Annotated in this window: 15 protein-coding genes; 10 read left to right on the plus strand and 5 right to left on the minus strand. The window is 60.0% G+C overall.

Annotated features, from left to right (window positions below; translation table 11 throughout):
* Window positions 1-14: 14 nt before the first annotated feature.
* On the minus strand, window positions 15-905 hold the full coding sequence (pdxS, locus tag LCQ44_RS05785; protein WP_022094325.1) for a pyridoxal 5'-phosphate synthase lyase subunit PdxS: 891 nt from the start codon (window positions 903-905) through the stop codon (window positions 15-17).
* 145 nt (window positions 906-1050) lie between these two features.
* On the opposite strand from pdxS, the gene pdxR reads away from it, so the two are divergent.
* From pdxR to LCQ44_RS05800, 3 genes are all read left to right on the plus strand, one after another.
* Window positions 1051-2490, plus strand: a complete 1440-nt coding sequence (gene pdxR, locus LCQ44_RS05790) for a MocR-like pyridoxine biosynthesis transcription factor PdxR (RefSeq protein ID WP_225093317.1) — start codon at window positions 1051-1053, stop codon at window positions 2488-2490.
* Between the two features lie 180 nt (window positions 2491-2670).
* The gene (locus LCQ44_RS05795; protein WP_089573697.1) at window positions 2671-4005 is read left to right on the plus strand and encodes an IS256 family transposase; all 1335 of its coding nucleotides are present in this window, start codon (window positions 2671-2673) and stop codon (window positions 4003-4005) included.
* A 537-nt stretch (window positions 4006-4542) separates the two neighbouring features.
* Entirely contained in the window at window positions 4543-5424 is an 882-nt protein-coding gene (locus LCQ44_RS05800) for a hypothetical protein (protein ID WP_225093318.1), read from the plus strand.
* A gap of 242 nt (window positions 5425-5666) precedes the next feature.
* On the opposite strand, the gene LCQ44_RS05805 is transcribed toward LCQ44_RS05800, so the two are convergent.
* Window positions 5667-6227 (minus strand): ferritin family protein, encoded by a 561-nt coding sequence (locus LCQ44_RS05805; protein WP_022094328.1) that lies wholly within the window; start codon window positions 6225-6227, stop codon window positions 5667-5669.
* A gap of 256 nt (window positions 6228-6483) precedes the next feature.
* Here LCQ44_RS05805 and LCQ44_RS05810 point away from each other — a divergent pair, with 256 nt between their 5' ends.
* The 7 genes from LCQ44_RS05810 (at window position 6484) to LCQ44_RS05840 (ending at window position 13380) form a co-directional block, all read left to right on the plus strand.
* Window positions 6484-7704 carry an iron-containing alcohol dehydrogenase gene (locus LCQ44_RS05810; protein ID WP_225093319.1) on the plus strand — a complete coding sequence of 407 codons (1221 nt, stop codon included), beginning with the start codon at window positions 6484-6486 and terminating at the stop codon, window positions 7702-7704.
* Between the two features lie 8 nt (window positions 7705-7712).
* The gene (locus LCQ44_RS05815) at window positions 7713-9092 is read left to right on the plus strand and encodes an aldehyde dehydrogenase (protein ID WP_225093320.1); all 1380 of its coding nucleotides are present in this window, start codon (window positions 7713-7715) and stop codon (window positions 9090-9092) included.
* A 422-nt stretch (window positions 9093-9514) separates the two neighbouring features.
* The gene (locus LCQ44_RS05820; RefSeq protein ID WP_128620442.1) at window positions 9515-9841 is read left to right on the plus strand and encodes an HIRAN domain-containing protein; all 327 of its coding nucleotides are present in this window, start codon (window positions 9515-9517) and stop codon (window positions 9839-9841) included.
* An 18-nt stretch (window positions 9842-9859) separates the two neighbouring features.
* Complete coding sequence (locus LCQ44_RS05825; protein WP_225093321.1) at window positions 9860-10039, plus strand: hypothetical protein; 180 nt, start codon at window positions 9860-9862, stop codon at window positions 10037-10039.
* 66 nt (window positions 10040-10105) lie between these two features.
* Window positions 10106-10651, plus strand: a complete 546-nt coding sequence (locus LCQ44_RS05830) for a metallophosphoesterase (RefSeq protein ID WP_225093322.1) — start codon at window positions 10106-10108, stop codon at window positions 10649-10651.
* 67 nt (window positions 10652-10718) lie between these two features.
* A complete protein-coding gene (locus LCQ44_RS05835) occupies window positions 10719-11483 on the plus strand; it encodes a ChbG/HpnK family deacetylase (protein WP_225093323.1) in 765 nt (254 codons plus the stop codon).
* 139 nt (window positions 11484-11622) lie between these two features.
* Window positions 11623-13380, plus strand: coding sequence for a DUF2130 domain-containing protein (locus tag LCQ44_RS05840; RefSeq protein WP_225093324.1), 1758 nt, complete (start codon window positions 11623-11625; stop codon window positions 13378-13380).
* A gap of 79 nt (window positions 13381-13459) precedes the next feature.
* Here LCQ44_RS05840 and LCQ44_RS05845 read toward each other — a convergent pair whose 3' ends face one another.
* The 3 genes from LCQ44_RS05845 to LCQ44_RS05855 all read right to left on the minus strand — a co-directional run bounded on the left by LCQ44_RS05845 (window position 13460) and on the right by LCQ44_RS05855 (window position 18280).
* Window positions 13460-16141, minus strand: a complete 2682-nt coding sequence (locus LCQ44_RS05845) for a DEAD/DEAH box helicase (protein ID WP_225093325.1) — start codon at window positions 16139-16141, stop codon at window positions 13460-13462.
* Window positions 16142-16450: 309 nt separating this feature from the next.
* Window positions 16451-17290 (minus strand): tRNA (guanine(46)-N(7))-methyltransferase TrmB, encoded by an 840-nt coding sequence (gene trmB / locus LCQ44_RS05850; protein WP_225093326.1) that lies wholly within the window; start codon window positions 17288-17290, stop codon window positions 16451-16453.
* 117 nt (window positions 17291-17407) lie between these two features.
* Complete coding sequence (locus tag LCQ44_RS05855; protein WP_225093327.1) at window positions 17408-18280, minus strand: class I SAM-dependent methyltransferase; 873 nt, start codon at window positions 18278-18280, stop codon at window positions 17408-17410.
* Window positions 18281-18412 lie beyond the last annotated feature (132 nt).

An 18412-nucleotide genomic window follows, 5' to 3' on the forward strand; every position in this document is an offset into this window, starting at 1 on the left:
TCCTTTCTGCTGGACTAGCGCCCGCGCTCCTCCATGATGATCTCAATTTCGTCGGCGTTGATGCCCACCATGGCCTCGCCCAGGTCCTCCGAAAGCTCAGCGATGAGCTTGGCGTCGGTGAAGTTGGCCACGGCCTTGACGATGGCGGCGGCGCGCTTGGCCGGGTCGCCGCTCTTAAAGATGCCCGAGCCCACAAAGACGCCTTCGGCGCCCAGCTGCATCATCAGCGCGGCGTCGGCGGGGGTCGCTACGCCGCCGGCGGCAAAGTTCACGACGGGAAGCTTGCCCGTGGCATGGACCTCGCGCACCAGCTCGACCGGAACCTGCAGCTGCTTGGCTGCCTCAAAGAGCTCATCATCGCGCAGGGCAACAACGTCGCGGATCTGCTTTTGGATCTTGCGCATGTGGCGCACGGCCTGGACCACGTCGCCCGTGCCCGGCTCGCCCTTGGTGCGGATCATCGTGGCGCCCTCGGCAACACGGCGCAGCGCCTCGCCCAGGTCGCGGGCACCGCAGACAAACGGGACGTCAAACTGGGTCTTGTCGATGTGGTAGACATCGTCGGCGGGGGAGAGAACCTCGGATTCGTCGATGTAATCGATCTCGATGGCCTGCAGGACCTGCGCCTCGACAATGTGCCCGATGCGGCACTTGGCCATAACAGGGATGGAGACGGCCTCCTGGATGCCCTTGATCATCTTGGGGTCGCTCATGCGCGAGACGCCGCCCGCGGCACGGATATCGGCCGGAATGCGCTCGAGTGCCATGACGGCGCAGGCGCCTGCCTCCTCGGCGATGCGCGCCTGCTCGGGTGTGGTGACGTCCATGATGACGCCGCCCTTGAGCATCTGCGCGAGCTCGCGATTGAGTTTGACGCGATCGGCCTTGCTGGTCTGTTCTGCCATGGTTGCTCCCTTGGTTGGCATGTGCATTGCTTGACGGAACATCCTATCGGGGAGCTGGGTATGGCGAAATACTCAGTTTTCAAGATAATAACAAGGTCAGACTAATACCAGATTGAATGGCTTAATAAGGTCAGGTGATAGGCTCATGCTTGACTACAATTTGGAAAAACGCGGCGAAGCATCGCTTTATGAGTATGTTTACCAGAAAATTCGAGATGATATTGTTGCTGGACGTATTGCGGCGGGGGAGCATCTTCCGTCTAAGCGCGCCTTTGCCAGTCATCTGGGAATCAGTGTCATTACCATCGAGAATGCATATAGCCAGTTACTTGCCGAGGGCTATATTTGCTCAATGCCGCGTCGTGGCTACTACGCTTGCGAGCTTCCGGATGCACCGGTTTTGGCTTCGGCTGCGGAGGGCATCGACCGAGATGCCGCCTCTGCGGGTCCCAGCGCGCATGATGTCAACGGACAGGTCGAGCGATTCGATGCACTTTCTCCTTCCGCTTTGGAGGCGGCGCGGCTTTGGCAAAGCGCACTACGGGCGACGCTGGCATCCGAAGATGAGCGCGAAATCTTTTCGCCCGCACCGGCGCAGGGCACCGCTCGGCTGCGACGCGCAATTGCTCACCACCTGCGTGGGACAAGGGGCATGAATGTCGATCCCAATAACATTGTTATCGGCGCGGGCGCCCAGCTGCTCGATACCATGTTGGTTCAGTTGCTTGGCGCTGACAAGGTGTATGCCGTTGAGGACCCGGGCTATTTACGTCTGACGCGCATCTATCAGGCTATGGGCTGCAAAGTTCGACATATCCCGTTGGATGATGAGGGCGTGGACTTGAGCGCTCTGCAGAAAACCGGGACCGATGTACTTCATCTGATGCCGTCCCATCAGTATCCGACCGGCCTTGTGACGAGCATTGCGCGGCGCTATGCGCTTCTGAGCTGGTCCGCCGAGCGACCAGGTCGGTATCTCATCGAAGATGACTTTGATTGTGAGTTTCGCCTTGCCGGGAAGCCGATTCCCGCGCTCGCGTCGATCGATGCCGCCCAGTCGGTTATCTACACCAACACGTTTTCGAAGAGCCTTTCATCGGCGTTGCGTTTGGCGTACATGGTGTTGCCCGATGAGTTAATGGAGCGGTTTAGGCGCAACCTTGGTTTCTACGCCTCGTCGGTGAGCTCTGTTGATCAGGTCGCTTTGGCGCGTTTGCTGGAATCGGGTGATTACGAGCGACATGTGAACCGCGTGCGCGTTCGTGCTCGCGAGGCGCGTGATGGCCTGATGGCGCTTGTGCGGAAGGTATTTCCGGCAGGAGAGGTCTCGATCGAGCATGCAGACGCGGGCCTTTACTGTATCGTGGTTGCGGAGCGTGGAGCGGGCGGAAGCTCTTTTGTGCGGGCCCTCACGCGCTCGAGTATCCCTTTTGTCGATATCAGTGACTGTTATTGGTGTGCCGATGGCGCATCTGTCCCTGAAAACTCAAGTCAAATTCTTGTTCAGTATGACGATTTGAGTCCAAAAGCGCTAAATACCTTGGAATCGCAGCTAATGGGAGCACTCTGCAACCTAAGTGAGTAGGCTTTTGGAACTTTGGCGACCAGGCAGTTTTGTAACAAGCTATCTACCTGCGGTTTTGAAAAGCAGGATGGTAGCGCGCAGAGATGTGGTGTAAGAGGCGGGGCATGCCCCGCCTCCGCCCTTTCTTGAAAGGGAGGGGACACCGCCTAGAATTCGTCGTTGGAGTAATGAAGGTGACGAATGGAAGGAAAGGCGATGCCCCAAGAAGAGAGTGTACTGCGCCTCGGCCGCGACGAGGCCCTCGAGGCGGCGAGGCTTTGGCAGGAGTGCGGCGACGCGCGCGAGTTCGCGTGCAGGGTGCTGGGCAGCGTGATGAACGCGCTGATGGACTCCGAGGCCCAGCAGATGTGCGGCGCGAGCCGCAACGAGCGCAGCGACGGCAGGGAGAACAGCCGCAACGGCTACCGCCCCAGGTCGCTCAAGACCGCCGTGGGCGACGTGGAGCTCGAGATACCCAAGCTCAGGCACGGCACCTACTACCCCGAGGGCATGCTCGCGCGATGGTCGCGCGTCGACACCTCGGTGGCCGCCATCGTGCAGGAGATGTACGTATGCGGCGTGTCCACCCGCAAGGTCGAGCGCGTGGCGTCCAAGCTGGGCATATCCTCGCTGTCGAGCTCGGAGGTCTCGAGCCTCTGCTCCGACCTCGACGCCGAGGTGGCGGAGTTCCGCCGCCGCGACCTGTCGGGCACGCCGTGCTGCTACCTGTGGCTCGACGCCACCTACATGAGCTGCAGGGTCGGCTCGTCGGTCGTCTCGCAGGGCGTCGTGACCGCGATCGGGCTGGGCGCCGACGGGCGCAAGCACTTCCTGGGCTGCGACGTGGTCGACACCGAGAGCGAGGACTCCTGGGCGGCATTCCTCGGCGGGCTGCGCGAGCGCGGGCTGGCCGGCGTTCGCCTCGTGGTCTCCGACAGCCACGCCGGGCTCGTGGCCGCCGTCTCGCGCCTGTTCCAGGGCTGCGCCTGGCAGCGCTGCGTGACGCACCTGCAGCGCAACCTCCAGAGCGCCTGCTCGGGCAGGCCCGAGGACTCCAAGGCGGCCGTCAGGGACCTCGTGCACGCCGCGGTCTACCAGGACGACCCCGACCTCGCGCGCTGCGTGTGGGCCGAGGCGGCGCCCTGGGTGGCGTCGGTGTCCGCCAGGGCCGGCGAGGTCTTCGAGCAGGCCGAGGACTCCGCGCTGGCGTTCACGGCCTTCCCCAGGGCGCACTGGGCCAAGCTCCGCACCAACAACGTCCAGGAGCGCGCCAACCGCGAGATCAAGCGCCGCTACAGGGTCGTGCAGTCCTTCCCCTCGAGGGAGTCGATGCTGCGCCTGACGTGCGCGAGCCTCATGGAGACCGAGGGACAGTGGTCCCAGCAGCGCGTGTTCTCCGAGGCCTCGGCCGCCGAGGGCTTCGCCGAGCCCGCGGACAGGCCGGCCCCGACAGAGGGGAGGCGCCGCGCGCTCGGGCGGCGCGCCAGGGAGATAGTGGACGAGATAGTCGAGAGGCGCGGTCTCAAGAAGGAGTAATATCGGGACTTGCAGCGACGGACCTCAGGACGCTCTTACACCACGTCTGCGCGCGCCACCAGCAGGATGACCGGGCTGCTCGGGATGTTCAAAAAAGTCTACTCACTTGTCGCGCAAAGTTTCTGCATGAGAAAAAAATGGGGTTTTCAACAGAACTTCGTCCAGCTCTCGGCAAGCTTTTGGCCAGTTGGGGAGGGCTGTTGAAAACTTGGCAGTCCGTTCGGCACCATTTTTGGCGCGTTCGCGCCAATGCGTGACTGACTGGGTTGAAATTCGTGTTTTCCTGTGCCTATGAAAGATCTACTTTGTGACATATCGGCTTTTAGGTACTGGCGTTTGCCCCCTCAGGTCCGCGCTCTGTGTCCGCCGCTTCCACGACCGGAAGAAGACCGGCAGCGATATGATCTCGCCCGCAACCCGACGGCTGCGGTCGCGCTCGGTTTTCCGTTGTATACATTGGTTCAGACGAGAAACAAACGGACTTGTCCTACCAGCATTAGGCAGCGGCTGTTCCTTGGTGAGCCCCCCAGGGAATCCGTGCTGGAAACGGAGCATGGATTTTTGATTACGTCTCCTCTACTGACGGCATTCATCATGTCGCGGCATCTGACGGATCTTCAGCTTCTTTTTGTGTTGGCGGAGATGTGCGGCCTGTTTGCGGTGTGTGCTCTGCCGGCGGCACTTGAGGCGGAGCTTACGCGTGCAATTGATTCGGGCGCGATTTCGACGACGTTGGGTTGGGTGCGCTGCCCGTCCGAGGACGGCACCGCTTCAAATTTATGGCGTCGAGACGCTTTGGTTTTGGGCAGAGACCTTGACCGTTTTTGTTCAGATGTTTGCGGGATGCGTTACGGCAATAGATTTATGGCGGTATCGCAATTCGTTCCATTGGGTGCCGCGTCGCCTTTTGAGGTCGAGGCGTATTTGCTACTTGCACTGCCGCGATCCCTGGGAGGCGAAGGTTTTTGCGACATAGAGCTTAATGTTGAAGTGATGCTAGGCACAAGTGCTCGAGCGATTGTGGGAAAGTCCCGTGTATATATCGACCTACTTCTTTCTTCACCGGACGGTAGGCGACAGGTGGCCATTGAATGTCAGGGAAAGGCCTCGCACGGACGCGCAGGGGATGGCTTGCGTGACGCTGACCGCATGACGGCCCTTCAGGCCATGGGCTACGATGTGCTTCTCCTGACATACAGACAGATATCGGATGAGGATAGATTCCGCGCGATCGTTAAGGCCGTATGCAGGATGCTCGATGCTGAATATCGTGATAAAAGCTCAGATGAGCAAAGGGCTGAGGCATTACTCCGGTCTGAACTATTCGTTGACTGGACAAAATTGGGAGTAATCGACGGAAAGATGCCCGCTAGACACAAAATGGCTCGATCGTGGACGGCTGCGGTTCTAAGTGAGTAGGCTTTTAGCACTTTGGCGACCAGGCCGTTTTGCAACAAGTCATTTACCTGCGGCTTTATAAAGCAATATGGGTGGTGTGCTCGGCAAGTTCCAAAAAGTCTACTCACTTAGTTTTTGACGAGAAGCCGATGCCGAAGGCGGTCCTATTTCAGGGCGTTAACAAGTTCGTGAGGCACGAAAAAGGCCCGAACCAATACGGTCCGGGCCTCATCGAGCTTGAGGTTATGTCTCAGGCGGTTGGCTTAGCCAAAGTAGCGCTTGAGCAGGCCGGCGAAAGCCTTGCCGTGGCGGGCCTCGTCGCGAGCCATCTCGTGCACGGTGTCGTGGATGGCATCGAGGCCGGCGGCCTTGGCACGCTTGGCAAGATCGGTCTTGCCGGCGGTGGCGCCGTTCTCGGCCTCAACGCGCATCTCGAGGTTCTTCTTGGTGGAGTCGGTCACGACCTCGCCCAGGAGCTCGGCGAACTTGGCGGCATGCTCGGCCTCCTCGTGGGCAGCCTTTTCCCAGTACAGGCCGATCTCGGGATAGCCCTCGCGATGAGCGACGCGAGCCATGGCCAGGTACATACCGACCTCAGAGCACTCGCCCTCAAAGTTGGCGCGCAGGTCGGCAACGATGTCCTCAGAGACACCCTCCATCTTGGCGACGCCCACGACGTGCTCGGCGGCCCACTCGAGCTGTCCCTCCTCCTGCTTCAGGAAACGAGAACCGGGAACGCCGCACTGGGGGCACTTAAAATCCTCGGGCAGCTGGTCGCCGTCGAACTCTTCCACATAACCGCAAACGGGGCAAACAAACTTCATGATTCGATCCTTTCGATCGATGGCGATTGCGCGCTCGTCCGGTCCCGTAAGGGCCCTCTCCGGACGTGCGTCTTGACGAGTTCTATTATCCATAAATGCAACCAAATGTGAAGCCTATTAGGAATGATTTTTAATAAAACAATTTTGAGATATGAAGATGTTGATTGATTAACGATTGGCAGGCCGTCTTTGACCGTCGCTGAGTACAATCGGTCGAGCAAATGTTGACCAATCAACAAATGAGGGAGTTTCCTTTATGCATCTAGCCCGTCGTGCCTGGTGCCGAACATATCAGACGGTTTTTCGCATTGCATTGCCGATCCTGCCCTATACCGAGCCGCACATTTTAGAGCATGCCGAGGATGTGCCCACAGTGCTTCAAAAGCGCTCGATCCAGAAGGTCCTTATCGTGACGGATCCCGGCATTGCCCGTCTGGGGCTCACGGCATCACTCGAGCGTGCGGTTACGGCTCAGGGGATTGGTGTTACGGTCTATGCCGAAACGCGTGCGAACCCTACGGTCTCAAACGTGGAGGAAGCGGCGTCCCTGTATCGAGAGAACGACTGCCAGGCCATTATCGGCTTTGGCGGAGGATCGGCCATGGACTGTGCCAAGGGCGTGGGGGCACGTATCGCGCAGCCAAACAAGCCCATCAACAAGATGCGTGGCCTGTTGCGCGTCCACCGTCTCCTGCCGCTGCTTATTGCGGTTCCCACTACCGCCGGTACGGGAAGCGAAGTCACGCTCGCGGCGGTTATCACCGATGACGAGACGCACTATAAATACCCCATTAACGACTTTGTGCTTATCCCGCGCCTTGCGGTGCGCGACCCCGAGTTTACGCGCGGCCTGCCCGCCTCCATTACGGGGCAGACGGGGATGGACGCCCTGACGCATGCCGTCGAGGCCTTTATCGGGCGAAGCACCACGCCCTATACGCGCAAGATGGCGCGACAGGCGGTTCAGCTCATCCACGACAATTTGCTCGAGGCCTATGAGCATGGCGACAACATGCACGCACGTCGCAATATGCTTGCGGCGGCGTATAAGGCGGGTGTTGCCTTTACGCGCTCCTATGTTGGATACGTTCATGCCATCGCACACAGCTTGGGCGGGCGTTACGGGATTCCGCACGGCTTGGCTAACGCCATTATCCTGCCGCATATGCTTCGCGCCTATGGCGAAGCTGCTGCTCCCAAGCTCGCCGATCTCGCCCGCATGGCCGGCATCGCGCCGGTTAACGCGCAGGACAGCCTGGCGGCCGAGGCCTTTATCGATTGGGTCGATCGAATGAACGCCGCCTTGGACATTCCCAAGTATGTGACGGGTATTCGCCGCTCCGATATTCCGCAAATGGCGGCACATGCCGATGCCGAGGCCAATCCGCTGTACCCCGTTCCGCTTTTGATGGACCGCCTGGAGCTCGAGCATATGTACGAAGTTGTTGCAGGTGGTATGTTTGAGGACGAGAACTAGGAGGGTCCATGAACACCGAGGAAATTGCGCGCATCGTCGGCGATCAGCGCACCTACTTTAAGACGCACGCTACGTTTGATGTCGATGCTCGCCGCCGCGCACTGGTGCGCCTGCGCGATGCGGTGCGGGCCCACGAGGCCGATATTGCCCATGCGCTCAAGACCGATTTGGGAAAGTCGCATGACGAGGCCTATATGTGCGAGATCGGCACGTCGCTTTCCGAGATTCGTCATCACATCGCTCATGTGGCTCGATGGAGTCGTCCGCGCCTGCGTCCGTGTGACCTCGCTAACGCCGTGAGCGTGTGCAAAACGCAAGCCGTGCCCTATGGCGTCACGCTTATCATGGCGCCCTGGAACTATCCGTTTTTGCTGACGCTCGAGCCACTCGCCGGGGCTCTTGCCGCGGGCAATACCGTGGTCATCAAGCCGAGTGCCTATGCTCCGGCATCGAGTGCGGTGCTCAAGCAAATCTGTGAAGAGGCATTTGATCCGCGCCTGGTGACGGTTGTCGAGGGCGGGCGCGCCGAAAACCAAGCGCTGCTCGATGAGTGCTGGGACAAGATCTTCTTTACCGGTAGTGTTCCGGTTGGCAAGCTCGTCATGGAGCGCGCGAGTAAAAACCTTACGCCCGTGACGCTTGAGCTGGGCGGAAAGAGCCCCTGTGTCGTGGATGCGACGGCAAACCTGAAGGTCGCGGCGCGGCGTATCGCATTTGGTAAATGGCTCAACGTGGGCCAGACCTGCGTGGCGCCCGACTACCTGCTGGTCGACGTGCGCGTGCACGATGAGCTGTTGGGTCTCATCAAGGAGGAGGTCCGTCGCATGTTTGGCGAGCACCCGCTCGACAACGAGGACTACGGTCATATTGTCAACGCCAAGCATTTTGCGCGCGTGCGCGGGCTGATCGACCCCGATAAGGTTGTGCTGGGAGGAGCGGCGCGCGAGTCGTCGCTCAAAATTGAGCCGACGATCCTAGACGGCGTGGCGCCTGAGGACGCCGTGATGCAGGAGGAGATTTTCGGCCCCATCTTGCCGGTGCTGACGTTTGAGAGCCTAGACGAGGCCGAAGCGTTTATTACGGATCGTCCGACGCCGCTGGCCCTGTATATCTTTAGTCAGGATCGCGCGGTTCAGCAGCGCTTTGTGCGCTACGTGCCCTTTGGCGGCGGCTGCGTCAACGACACGATCATGCATCTGGCTACGAGCCATATGGGCTTTGGCGGCATGGGCGCGAGCGGCATGGGGCAGTACCATGGCCGCGAGAGCTTCGATACGTTTAGCCATAAGAAGAGCATCGTGAACAAGGCAACGTGGCTGGACGTGCCGTTTCGGTATGCGCCCTACGCAAGCTGGAAGCACAAATTTGTGCGCATGTTTGTGCATTAGGAAATGGCAGGTAATACGAACAAGTGTTCCTATTACCTGTCATTAACGTTAGACTACTGCTATGGGGTACGGATGGGCCAACTCCCTTTAGAAGGGAATTGGTATGAACGTAAGCGATGTTATTTCGTTACTGGCGTTGTTAATCGCGGCTATCGAACTCGGCCTGTTTATCGGCCGAATGAAATAGCCGCCCCCGCGTAAGCGAAGACGGCCACTTCTCACGATGAAAACGTGTATCGGAGTTGGCAAGACCCGCTGCCACGGGTGCCATCCGTACCCCTATCTTATCTGCAAGCGCTCTGTCTCGCAAGCGTTGCGGCAACTGGGTGAAAGGCGCGAGCGGGTGAATTCGTGTCCGCACGGGCCCGTAAACTTCTCAGTGAGGTTAAGCGTTGGTTTATCCGGCCGTTAGAGGAGTTGCCATGTACGAGCCTTCACGTGTTCTTCTGTCATTTCATATCGCAGGATTTCAATATGCCGACGGCGCTTTGGTCCTAGGCGATCTTAAAGTGGGCGATAAACTGACGCTGTGCGCCGAGCGCGATAATCCCCATGATCCCGAGGCGGTTGCGATTTACTGTGGCAACACCAAGCTTGGCTATGTTCCGGGAAACGAGGTCGGCCCGCTGTCCTTGATGATGTATTACGGCCATGAGGACGTATTTGAGGCCCGCGTGCAACAGGTTGCTCCCGAGCGCAGCCCGTGGCATCAGGTGCGTGTTGGACTCTACGTGGTGGATGCACGCTAATCGGTAAGGGAGACTGCCATGTTTGATGACGACGACCAGTTCGATCTGACAGACGATCCGTTTGAGTGGGATATGCTACTCGATGACGATGAGTTGGAGCGGGATTGTAAGAAGCGGCAGGATAAGAATACCCAGGGTGACGCTTCGAAAAAGCAAGACAAGCGCCGCCGCGGACTGTTCGGCGGGTTCTTTGGATAACCGCCGCATCGCTGCGTCTGTATACTTAGCACGAGTTGAACACGTTGCGAAATGAGGACAGAGACGATGATGTGGTTTACCGCCGATCTGCACCTGGGCGATACGAATATCTTGCACGACATGGACCGGCCGTTTGGCTCGGTCGAGGAGATGAATCGCAAGGTCATCGATGCCATCAATGAGTGCGTGGCTGTGGATGACCGTCTCTACATTCTGGGTGACTTTACCTATCGTTTGCCCCTGGCGGAGGCGGTGCGCCTGCGCGAGCGTATTGCCTGCCAAAACGTGACGCTCATCCGTGGTAACCATGACGGCGATTGGGAAGATCCCGACGTGCCGCAAATTTGGGAAGACGTGCGTGATTATCTGGAGATTGCCCCCGGCTATGCCAAGGGCCATCGTCTGGTTATGAGCCACTACCCCATGCTTAGCTGGAATGGCAAGGCGCGTGGCGCCATCATGCTGCACGGGCATATCCACAGCAGGGGAGACCGCACCAACGCGCGCAACCGCGATCGCGAGCGCCCCATTTACCGCTACGATGTGGGCCTCGACGCCAACGAGTACAAGCCCGTAAGCCGCGACCAGATTCTTAGCTTCTTTGGGCTATAGGGTGCCAGAACCACCACAAAGGGGACAGTGAACTTTTGTGGTGGTTTTCACATAGATTGGAGTCGTTATGAAGCAATTGCTTATTCGTGCCGATGATATCGGGTATTCGTATGCCGTTGACTTAGGGATTGCTCGCAGCGTCAACGAGGGCTTGGTGCGCTCGGCGGGCCTTATGCCAAATATGCCCGAGGCCGAGCGTGGGTGGTCGCTCGTGGCGGATGCCGATATTGCAGTGGGCCAGCATACCAACGTGTGCCTGGGCAAGCCGTGCGCCGATCCGGCGCTCATCCCGAGCATGCTCAACGAGAGCGGCGAGTTCCATAGCAGCCGTACCTTCCGTGAGCATTTTAAGCGCGGTGAGGAGCTGATAGACTTCGACGAGGCCTGCATCGAGATCCGCGCACAGCACGACCGTTTTGTCGAGATTGTGGGCCGCGAGCCCGATTACTTTGAGGCCCATGCCGTCATGAGCGAAAACCTTAACCGAGCGATCTCGGCGGTTGCCCAGGAGCTGGGCCTTAAGGAGCAAAAGGCAAGCTTCGACCCCACGGCGGTGGTGCATTGCGGAGATACCGACCTGCGCATGGTGATGCATTCGATGGAGCCGGGCTACGAACCCAAGGACTCGATTATGCAGACGGTTCGCGAGATATCCGACGGCGAGACGGTCGTTTTTGTGTGTCACCCGGGCTATCTTGATCGCTTTATCCTCGAGAACAGCTCGCTTACGACTGATCGTACCAAGGAAGTCGATGCGCTGATCGATCCTGAGCTGCGCGCTTGGCTCGAGTCTCAACCCGATCTTCGCCTGATCGACTATCGCGACCTGTAAGAGCTCAAGCCAACACAAGGGGAACAGGCACCTTTGCGGTGGTTCTGGCGCCGTTGCCATTATGGTGGCGGCGCCTTTTTTGTCCGTGCGGCGCGGTAGAGTGTAGGCGGTTGAAATTTGCGTCCATCGAGGAGCTGTTATGAACGAGATCAAGTGCCCGCATTGCGGCGAAGTTTTTAAGGTCGATGCGTCCGGCTATGCGGACATCGTCAAACAGGTGCGCGATGCTGAGTTCTCGCGCGACCTGGACGAGCGTGTGAAGGCGGTCCAGCGCGAGGGCGAGCAGGCGCTGGAGCTTGAGCGCTCGCGTTCGACGGCTGCCCTGCAGGAGGCGGAGTCTCAGCGCGATGCACAACTCGTTGAGCAGAAGAATGCTGCGGCTCGGGAGTTGGCACAAGAGGTCGCCAAGCGCGATGCCGAGCTTGTCGAGCTGCGCGCCAAGCTCGAGGGCGCTGCCGCAGAGCGCGAGAGCGCAAGCCAGCGTGCGGCGGTTGAGGCCCGTGCCGATGCTCAGAAGGAGAATGCTGAGCTTCAGCGCGAGATCGACAATTTGCGTGCGCAGCTGGGGCGCAAAGATGACGAAGCCAAGCTTGCCGAGTCGGCGGCGCGCAACGCTGCTCAAAACGATTTAGCTGCACGTGATGCCCAGATTGCCGAGCTGCAGGCCAGGCTTGCCGCAGCGGACAAGGCTCAGGAGATGGCGCTTGCCGCTGCCGCGGCAGAGTCGCAGCGTGATCTCGATGCCGCTCGCAGCGAGGCCGAACGTGCACTTGCTGACTACCGCGCGACGGTACAGGAGAAGTTTTCCGCCGCAAAGGTACAATCTGAGCAAGAGGCTGAGGGTCTGCGTGCCCAGCTGCGCGAGCAGGAGCTGATGGCAAAAATGAACCTGTCGGAGGCAGTCGCCGCGGCGGAGCGAGAGCGCGACGAGGCACGTGCGAAACTGACGAGTGAGCTGGCAGTGCGCGATTCGCGCGAGGAACAGGCAAAGGCGGCACATGAGCTCGAGCTTGCTCAAGCCAAGCGTGCGAGCGATGAGCTGATCCGCTACAAGGATGAAGAGATTGAGCGCCTTAAGGACATGAAGGTCCGCCTGTCCACCAAGATGGTGGGCGAGTCGCTCGAGCAGCACTGCGAGACCGAGTTTAACCGTCTGCGCATGACGGCGTTTCCTAACGCGTACTTCGAGAAAGATAACGATGCGTCCGAGGGTACCAAGGGCGACTTTATCTTCCGCGAGTGCGACGCGAGCGGCAACGAGATCATCTCGATCATGTTCGAGATGAAAAACGAGAACGACGAGACCGCGACCAAGCACAAGAACGAGGACTTCTTTAAGAAGCTCGACCACGATCGCCGACAGAAGGGCTGTGAGTATGCAGTGCTCTGCACCCTGCTGGAGCCCGAGAGCGAGCTCTATAACGCGGGTATTGTCGACGTGAGTTACCGCTATGAGAAGATGTACGTGATCCGCCCGCAATTCTTCATTCCCATGATCACGCTGCTGCGCAACGCCGCCATGGGTTCGCTGCGCTATAAGCAGGAGCTGGCGGAGTACAAACAGCAGAATATCGATGTTACGAACTTCGAAGCCAAGATGGAGAAGTTCAAGGACGGCTTCTCGCGCAACTACAACCTGGCGAGTAAGCAGTTCGAGTCGGCGATTAAGGAGATCGATGCCGCCATTAAGCAGCTCGAGAAGACCAAGGACGACCTGCGTCGCAGTACCGAGAATCTGCGTCTGGCCCACAACAAAGCCGATGAACTCACCATTCGAAAGCTCACGTGGGGCAACAAGACCATGAAGGCTGCCTTTGACGAGGCACGTGAGGCTGCGCCGGAGACAGGTGATGAACCAGCCGAGGCGGATTCGTATGAGGTCGAGGATGCCGAGTAAGGCATAGCGTTTAGTGCAAAAGCGGGGCCGCTGGCGATATTGCCAACGGCCCCGCTTCGTTTCGTTCCAGTATGTTCGGTTAGTCCTCGAGCAGGTCCTCGATAAAACCGACGCGGTAGTTTTTGAAGATGACCTCGCCGCCGTCTTGCGTGGCGTCCAGATCGACATCGCCCATGATGCCAAAGTCGTGGTCGCCTTCCTCGTCGGCAAAGATCTGATGCACGTGCCACACGTGCGCGGTCTTCTCATCGGACTCATCGATGGAAAACATCGCGGCACTGCGGGCATCTCCGTCGGTGAGGATCTCCTCGTGCTGTTCGTGGTAGGCATCGAGCGCCTTTTGCCAGCGGATCTCGCTCATGCCCCAGTCGTCGTCGAGTTCGCCCAGGTCGCGAACGTGCTCGCGAGCGGCAAGGGTTACGCGGCGGAAGAGCGCGTTGCGCACCAACAGCGTGCAGCCGCGGCGGTCCGCCACGACCTCGTCGATGCCCTGCGGCGGCGCGGCGTCGAGGGCTGCCGGGTTGCCGGCGTTCTCCCACTCGTCCACCAGGCTCGAGTCCACCGAGCGCACCACAAAGCCCAGCCACGAGATAATGTCGCGCAGGCGCTCGTCGCGTTTCTCGATGGGTACGGTGCGGTCGAGCGAACGGTAGGCCTCTGCCAGGTAGCGCAGCAAAATGCCCTCGGAGCGGGCGATGCCGAGCTTTTGAATGTAACCCTTAAAATCGCTCGCGCTTTCCAGCATATCGCGCAGGACGCTCTTGGGAGAGAGCTGGTAGTCGTTTGCCCAGGGTACTTCCTGGCAGTACTTGTCAAAGGCAGCGTCGAGCAAATCCTCGAGCGGCTTTTCGTACGTGACGTCTTGAATGCGCTCCAGACGTTCCTCATATTCGACGCCGTCAGCCTTCATTTCGGCCATCGCGCGGTCGCGTGCGGTGCGCTCCTGTGCACGCAGCACCTGCTTGGGATCCTCGAGCGTTGCCTCGACCATCGAGATCAGATCCATGGTATAGGTCTCGCTCTCGGGGTCGAGCAGCTCCAACGCGGCAAGCAAGAACGGCGAGAGCGGCTGATCGAGCGCGAAGTCCTCGGGCAGATCGACCGTCAGCGCGTAGTCGATGTCCGGCGCGGCGTCAGCCGGAGCGTCGGGTGCGGGCGGCACCTCGGTGCGCACGACGACGCCGGAGTCGATGAGCGTAGCGAAGATTTCGTCGGCGCGAACCTCGAGCTTGGCCTTTTCCTCGGGAGTCTGCAGACTCGTCTCGATGAGGTCGTGCACGCGGGCTCGGGCATCGCCGCCCTGCTCGACCACGCTAATCACCATGGAGTGCGTGATGCGCAGGCGCGGCTTGAGCGTCTCGGGCTGCGTCTCGATCAGGCGCTCAAAGGTCTGCTTGTTCCAGGTGACAAAGCCCTCGGGGGCCTTCTTCTTTTTAATCTTGCGGAGCTTTTTAGGATCGTCGCCCGCCTTGGCCATGAGCTTGGCGTTCTCGATCTCGTGCTCCGGGGCCTCGGCGATGACCATACCCTCGGTGTCAAAGCCCGAGCGACCGGCGCGACCAGCAATCTGATGGAACTCACGGGCGCGCAGACGACGCATCTTGTAGCCGTCGAACTTGGTGAGCGCGGTGAGGACCACGGTGTGGATGGGCACGTTGATGCCGACGCCGAGCGTATCGGTGCCGCAGATGACGGGCAGTAGGCCCTGCTGCGCTAAGCGCTCGACCAGCAGGCGATAGCGCGGCAGCATGCCAGCATGGTGCACGCCGACGCCGCAGCCGAGCAAGCGCTTGAGGATCTTGCCGAAGGCCGTTGAGAAGCTCGTCCCCTTTGCCGCGTCTTTGATGGCTTCGCGCTGCTCCTTGCTGGCGATGCCAAAATTGGCGAGCGACTGTGCCGTCGCAAGGGCGGCATCCTGGCTAAAGTGCACGATATAGAGCGGGGCCTCGCCGCGGCGCATGGCGAGCTCGACCGTGCCCTCGAGGGAGGTCGTCACATAGTCGTAGCTCAGCGGAACAGGACGCGGGGCGTCGACAACCAAGTCGCAAGCAGCGCCGGTGTGCTCCTCGAGTGAGGCGGCGATGGCAGTGACATCGCCGAGCGTGGCGCTCATGAGCATAAACTGCGTGTGGGGCAGGGTGAGCAGCGGCACCTGCCAGGCCCAACCGCGATCGGGGTCGGCAAAGTAGTGGAACTCGTCCATGGCCACGCAGCCCACATCGGCGTCCTCACCCTCGCGCAGCGCGTCGTTGGCAAGGATTTCGGCCGTGCAGCAGATGACGGGCGCCTTGGTGTTGATATGCGTATCGCCGGTGATCATGCCGACGTTATCGCGGCCGAGCACCTGCACAAGGTCGAAAAACTTTTCGCTGACCAGAGCCTTGATGGGGGCCGTGTAATAACAGCGCTTGCCCTGCGCCATGCCCATAAAGAGCATGCCCAGCGCGACGAGCGATTTACCCGATCCGGTCGGTGTTCCCAAAATGACGTGGTCGCCGGCAGCCAGGTCCATGAGGGCCTCTTCTTGGTGGTCCCACAGCTCAATGCCACGGTCGCTCGTCCATTCAAAGAAGCGTTCGAAGGCCTGATCGGGCGTGAGCCATGGTTCGGGCTCGCTGCCGTCCTCGGGCTCCCACCAGGTGGGGGAGAGCGCGCCGAGTGAGCCGAACTCTGCCTCGGTTCCCGTGCCGCCCGAGAATGAGCTGGCGGCGCCGGCGCCGGAGACGGTGCTGGCGGCGGTATCTGTCGTGGTCTGTGCCATATGGTTGCTTTCTCTCGCGATTGTCCGCCAACTATTATGGCGTAGCGGCGGTGCGGGGTGCCAGCGCGCGAGAAAATGCAGGAAATGGGCGTTCTGCCCAGCCGTTTGGTGCAGTTGCCAGCTAAGTGAGTAGACTTTTTGCAATATCGCGAGCACATGGCTTTTGCGCAAGAGCTCTACCTGCGGTTTTAGTTTTCGTTATGCGGGTTGTGCTTGGCTATTGCAAAAAAGTCTACTCACTTAGGTTTGAGGGTCGTTCGCTGACGCCTATTTTCACTTGTTTGCCGACGCCGCGACCATCAGAAGCCCCTAGGACTCCTGCGGCAGGCGCTTCTTGCCTTTGCGGGCGCGGTTTCTAAAGTTCTCGACGGCCTCTTCCATGCCCAGAGGTACATAGGTGAGCGCATCGAGGTTTTCGGGCAGGTAGCAGGCAAGGCTTTGCTCCTGCGCGCGGCCCGCCGCGAGCTGTTCATCGCTGGGCTGCGCGCCGGGTGTGGCGCAAATGCCATAGACGGCGGCACCCATCTCGCGCGTGCGGCATTCATATTCGGTCTCGGGGTGCTCGGGATGGTCGCGGCGGACGTCGTCGCTTACCCAAAGCGTATCGTAGCCGGCCGCGGCAAACTGTCCCAGGGCGTAATCGCGCAACGGCTTGCTATCGGTGCGCAGCGTGACGGTAGCGCCGGCTGAAAAGAGCGGGCGGTAGAGCATCAGATGGTCGACATGGACGAGTCGTTTTTTAGCGTACTTGGCCTTGGGCTGCGGCGTGGGAAAGTTAATGGTGATGGCATCGAGCTCGCCTGCGGCAAACAGCTGTGGCAGCGATGCGGCGCCTCGGGGCAGGACGAGTGCGTTGGATAGCCCCTGTTCGCAGATTTTCTGCGCGGCATAGGCGATGCAGATGGGCTCCTGGTCCATGCCGATAAAGAGGGTGTCGGGCTCGCGGTGGGCGCGCTCGACCAGATAGGTTCCCTTGCCACAGCCAAGATCCAGGTGAAGGTGTTCGAAGGGCTTGCTGCCAGCTGGCGCGCAAGCCTCGCGCCAATCTCCGGCATAAGCCTCGGGGTTCGTCTCGATCGCATCGGCGTAGCGCTCCAGGCGCTCCTCGAGCACAAAGTTCTTAGGCGTGCGAACGTGGACGGCTCCCATGAGGCTCCTTGGTCATAAATGCGAAACGCATGGCCGCGCGTTCCGTCAATGGGTTGAAAAGGGCGGGCATAGATTGCCCGAAAGATGTGGTGCGGCTCGGCGGCGAGTCGTCGGTGCCTACAGGCGCTTGAGAATCACATAGCGGTTGAGCTCGCCGCTACGACCGTCGGCATGGAAGCGCTCAAGCTCGCGCACGGGGACCTCGCCGCTCTTGTAGAACGTACGGACGCCGCGCACCAGGTCGGTGATCTGCTGATCGTCAAAGTGATGGCAATAGCGGTAGGCGTGGCGGTCGTTTTGCCAGCCGATGAGGTGGTCGCCGGCTTCAAACTGTGCGGAATCGTAACCCTCAAACGGCGGGGTGAGCTCGGCGCGGGCTTCGGCTCGAACGGCCTTGCGCGCCATGCGCTCGTCGTTCATGAACTCCCAAAAGCTGATGGCGATGATGCCGCCTGGGCGCGTCTGCCGCACCAGGGCGTCGAGCACGCGTACGCGGTACTCGCATGACGGTACGTGGTGCATAAAGCCAAAGCAGACCGAGATGTCGGCGAGTGGGGCGTCGAAAAGCACGTCGGGCGTCTCGGCGGGGTTGAGCTTCATGAGAGCGTCGAGCACGTCGAGTTCCTGGAAGTGCAGGTTGGGAATGCGCAGGGCGTGGCCGCGTGCATCGATAGCCAAATCCTGACACGAGTCGACACCATAGAACTCAAACGGGCAGCTGGCATCCGCCGAGGGGTTTGCGCCGTCGTCGCCCTTGGCGGCAAGTGCGCCGCCGGCGGCAAAGTTCTCGAATCGCATATTGCCGCAGGCAAGATCGAAGACGCGGACGGGATGCTCGATCGTGGCGACGTCGAGCTGCCCGAGTGCGATATCCATGGTGCGCACCCAGCCGGGCCACGGGGCCTGGCGCGTATCGGAGAAGGAGGCGGAGTGCTCGCGATAGAACGTATTGTTGAGCTGGATGAGCGATGAGGCGAAATCGCGGTTCACGGCGCGGAACTCCCTCCGTTGGCGGTGCGGAATTAACAGTACGACCATACTACCGTTAACGCTGCAACGGGGACAACCAAGCTACGGGTCATTGCTTTGTTTGGACACATTTCCGCAGCTCATATGCACCCG

It is taken from the genome of Collinsella aerofaciens (assembly GCF_020181355.1).
Classification (GTDB): Bacteria; Actinomycetota; Coriobacteriia; order Coriobacteriales; family Coriobacteriaceae; genus Collinsella.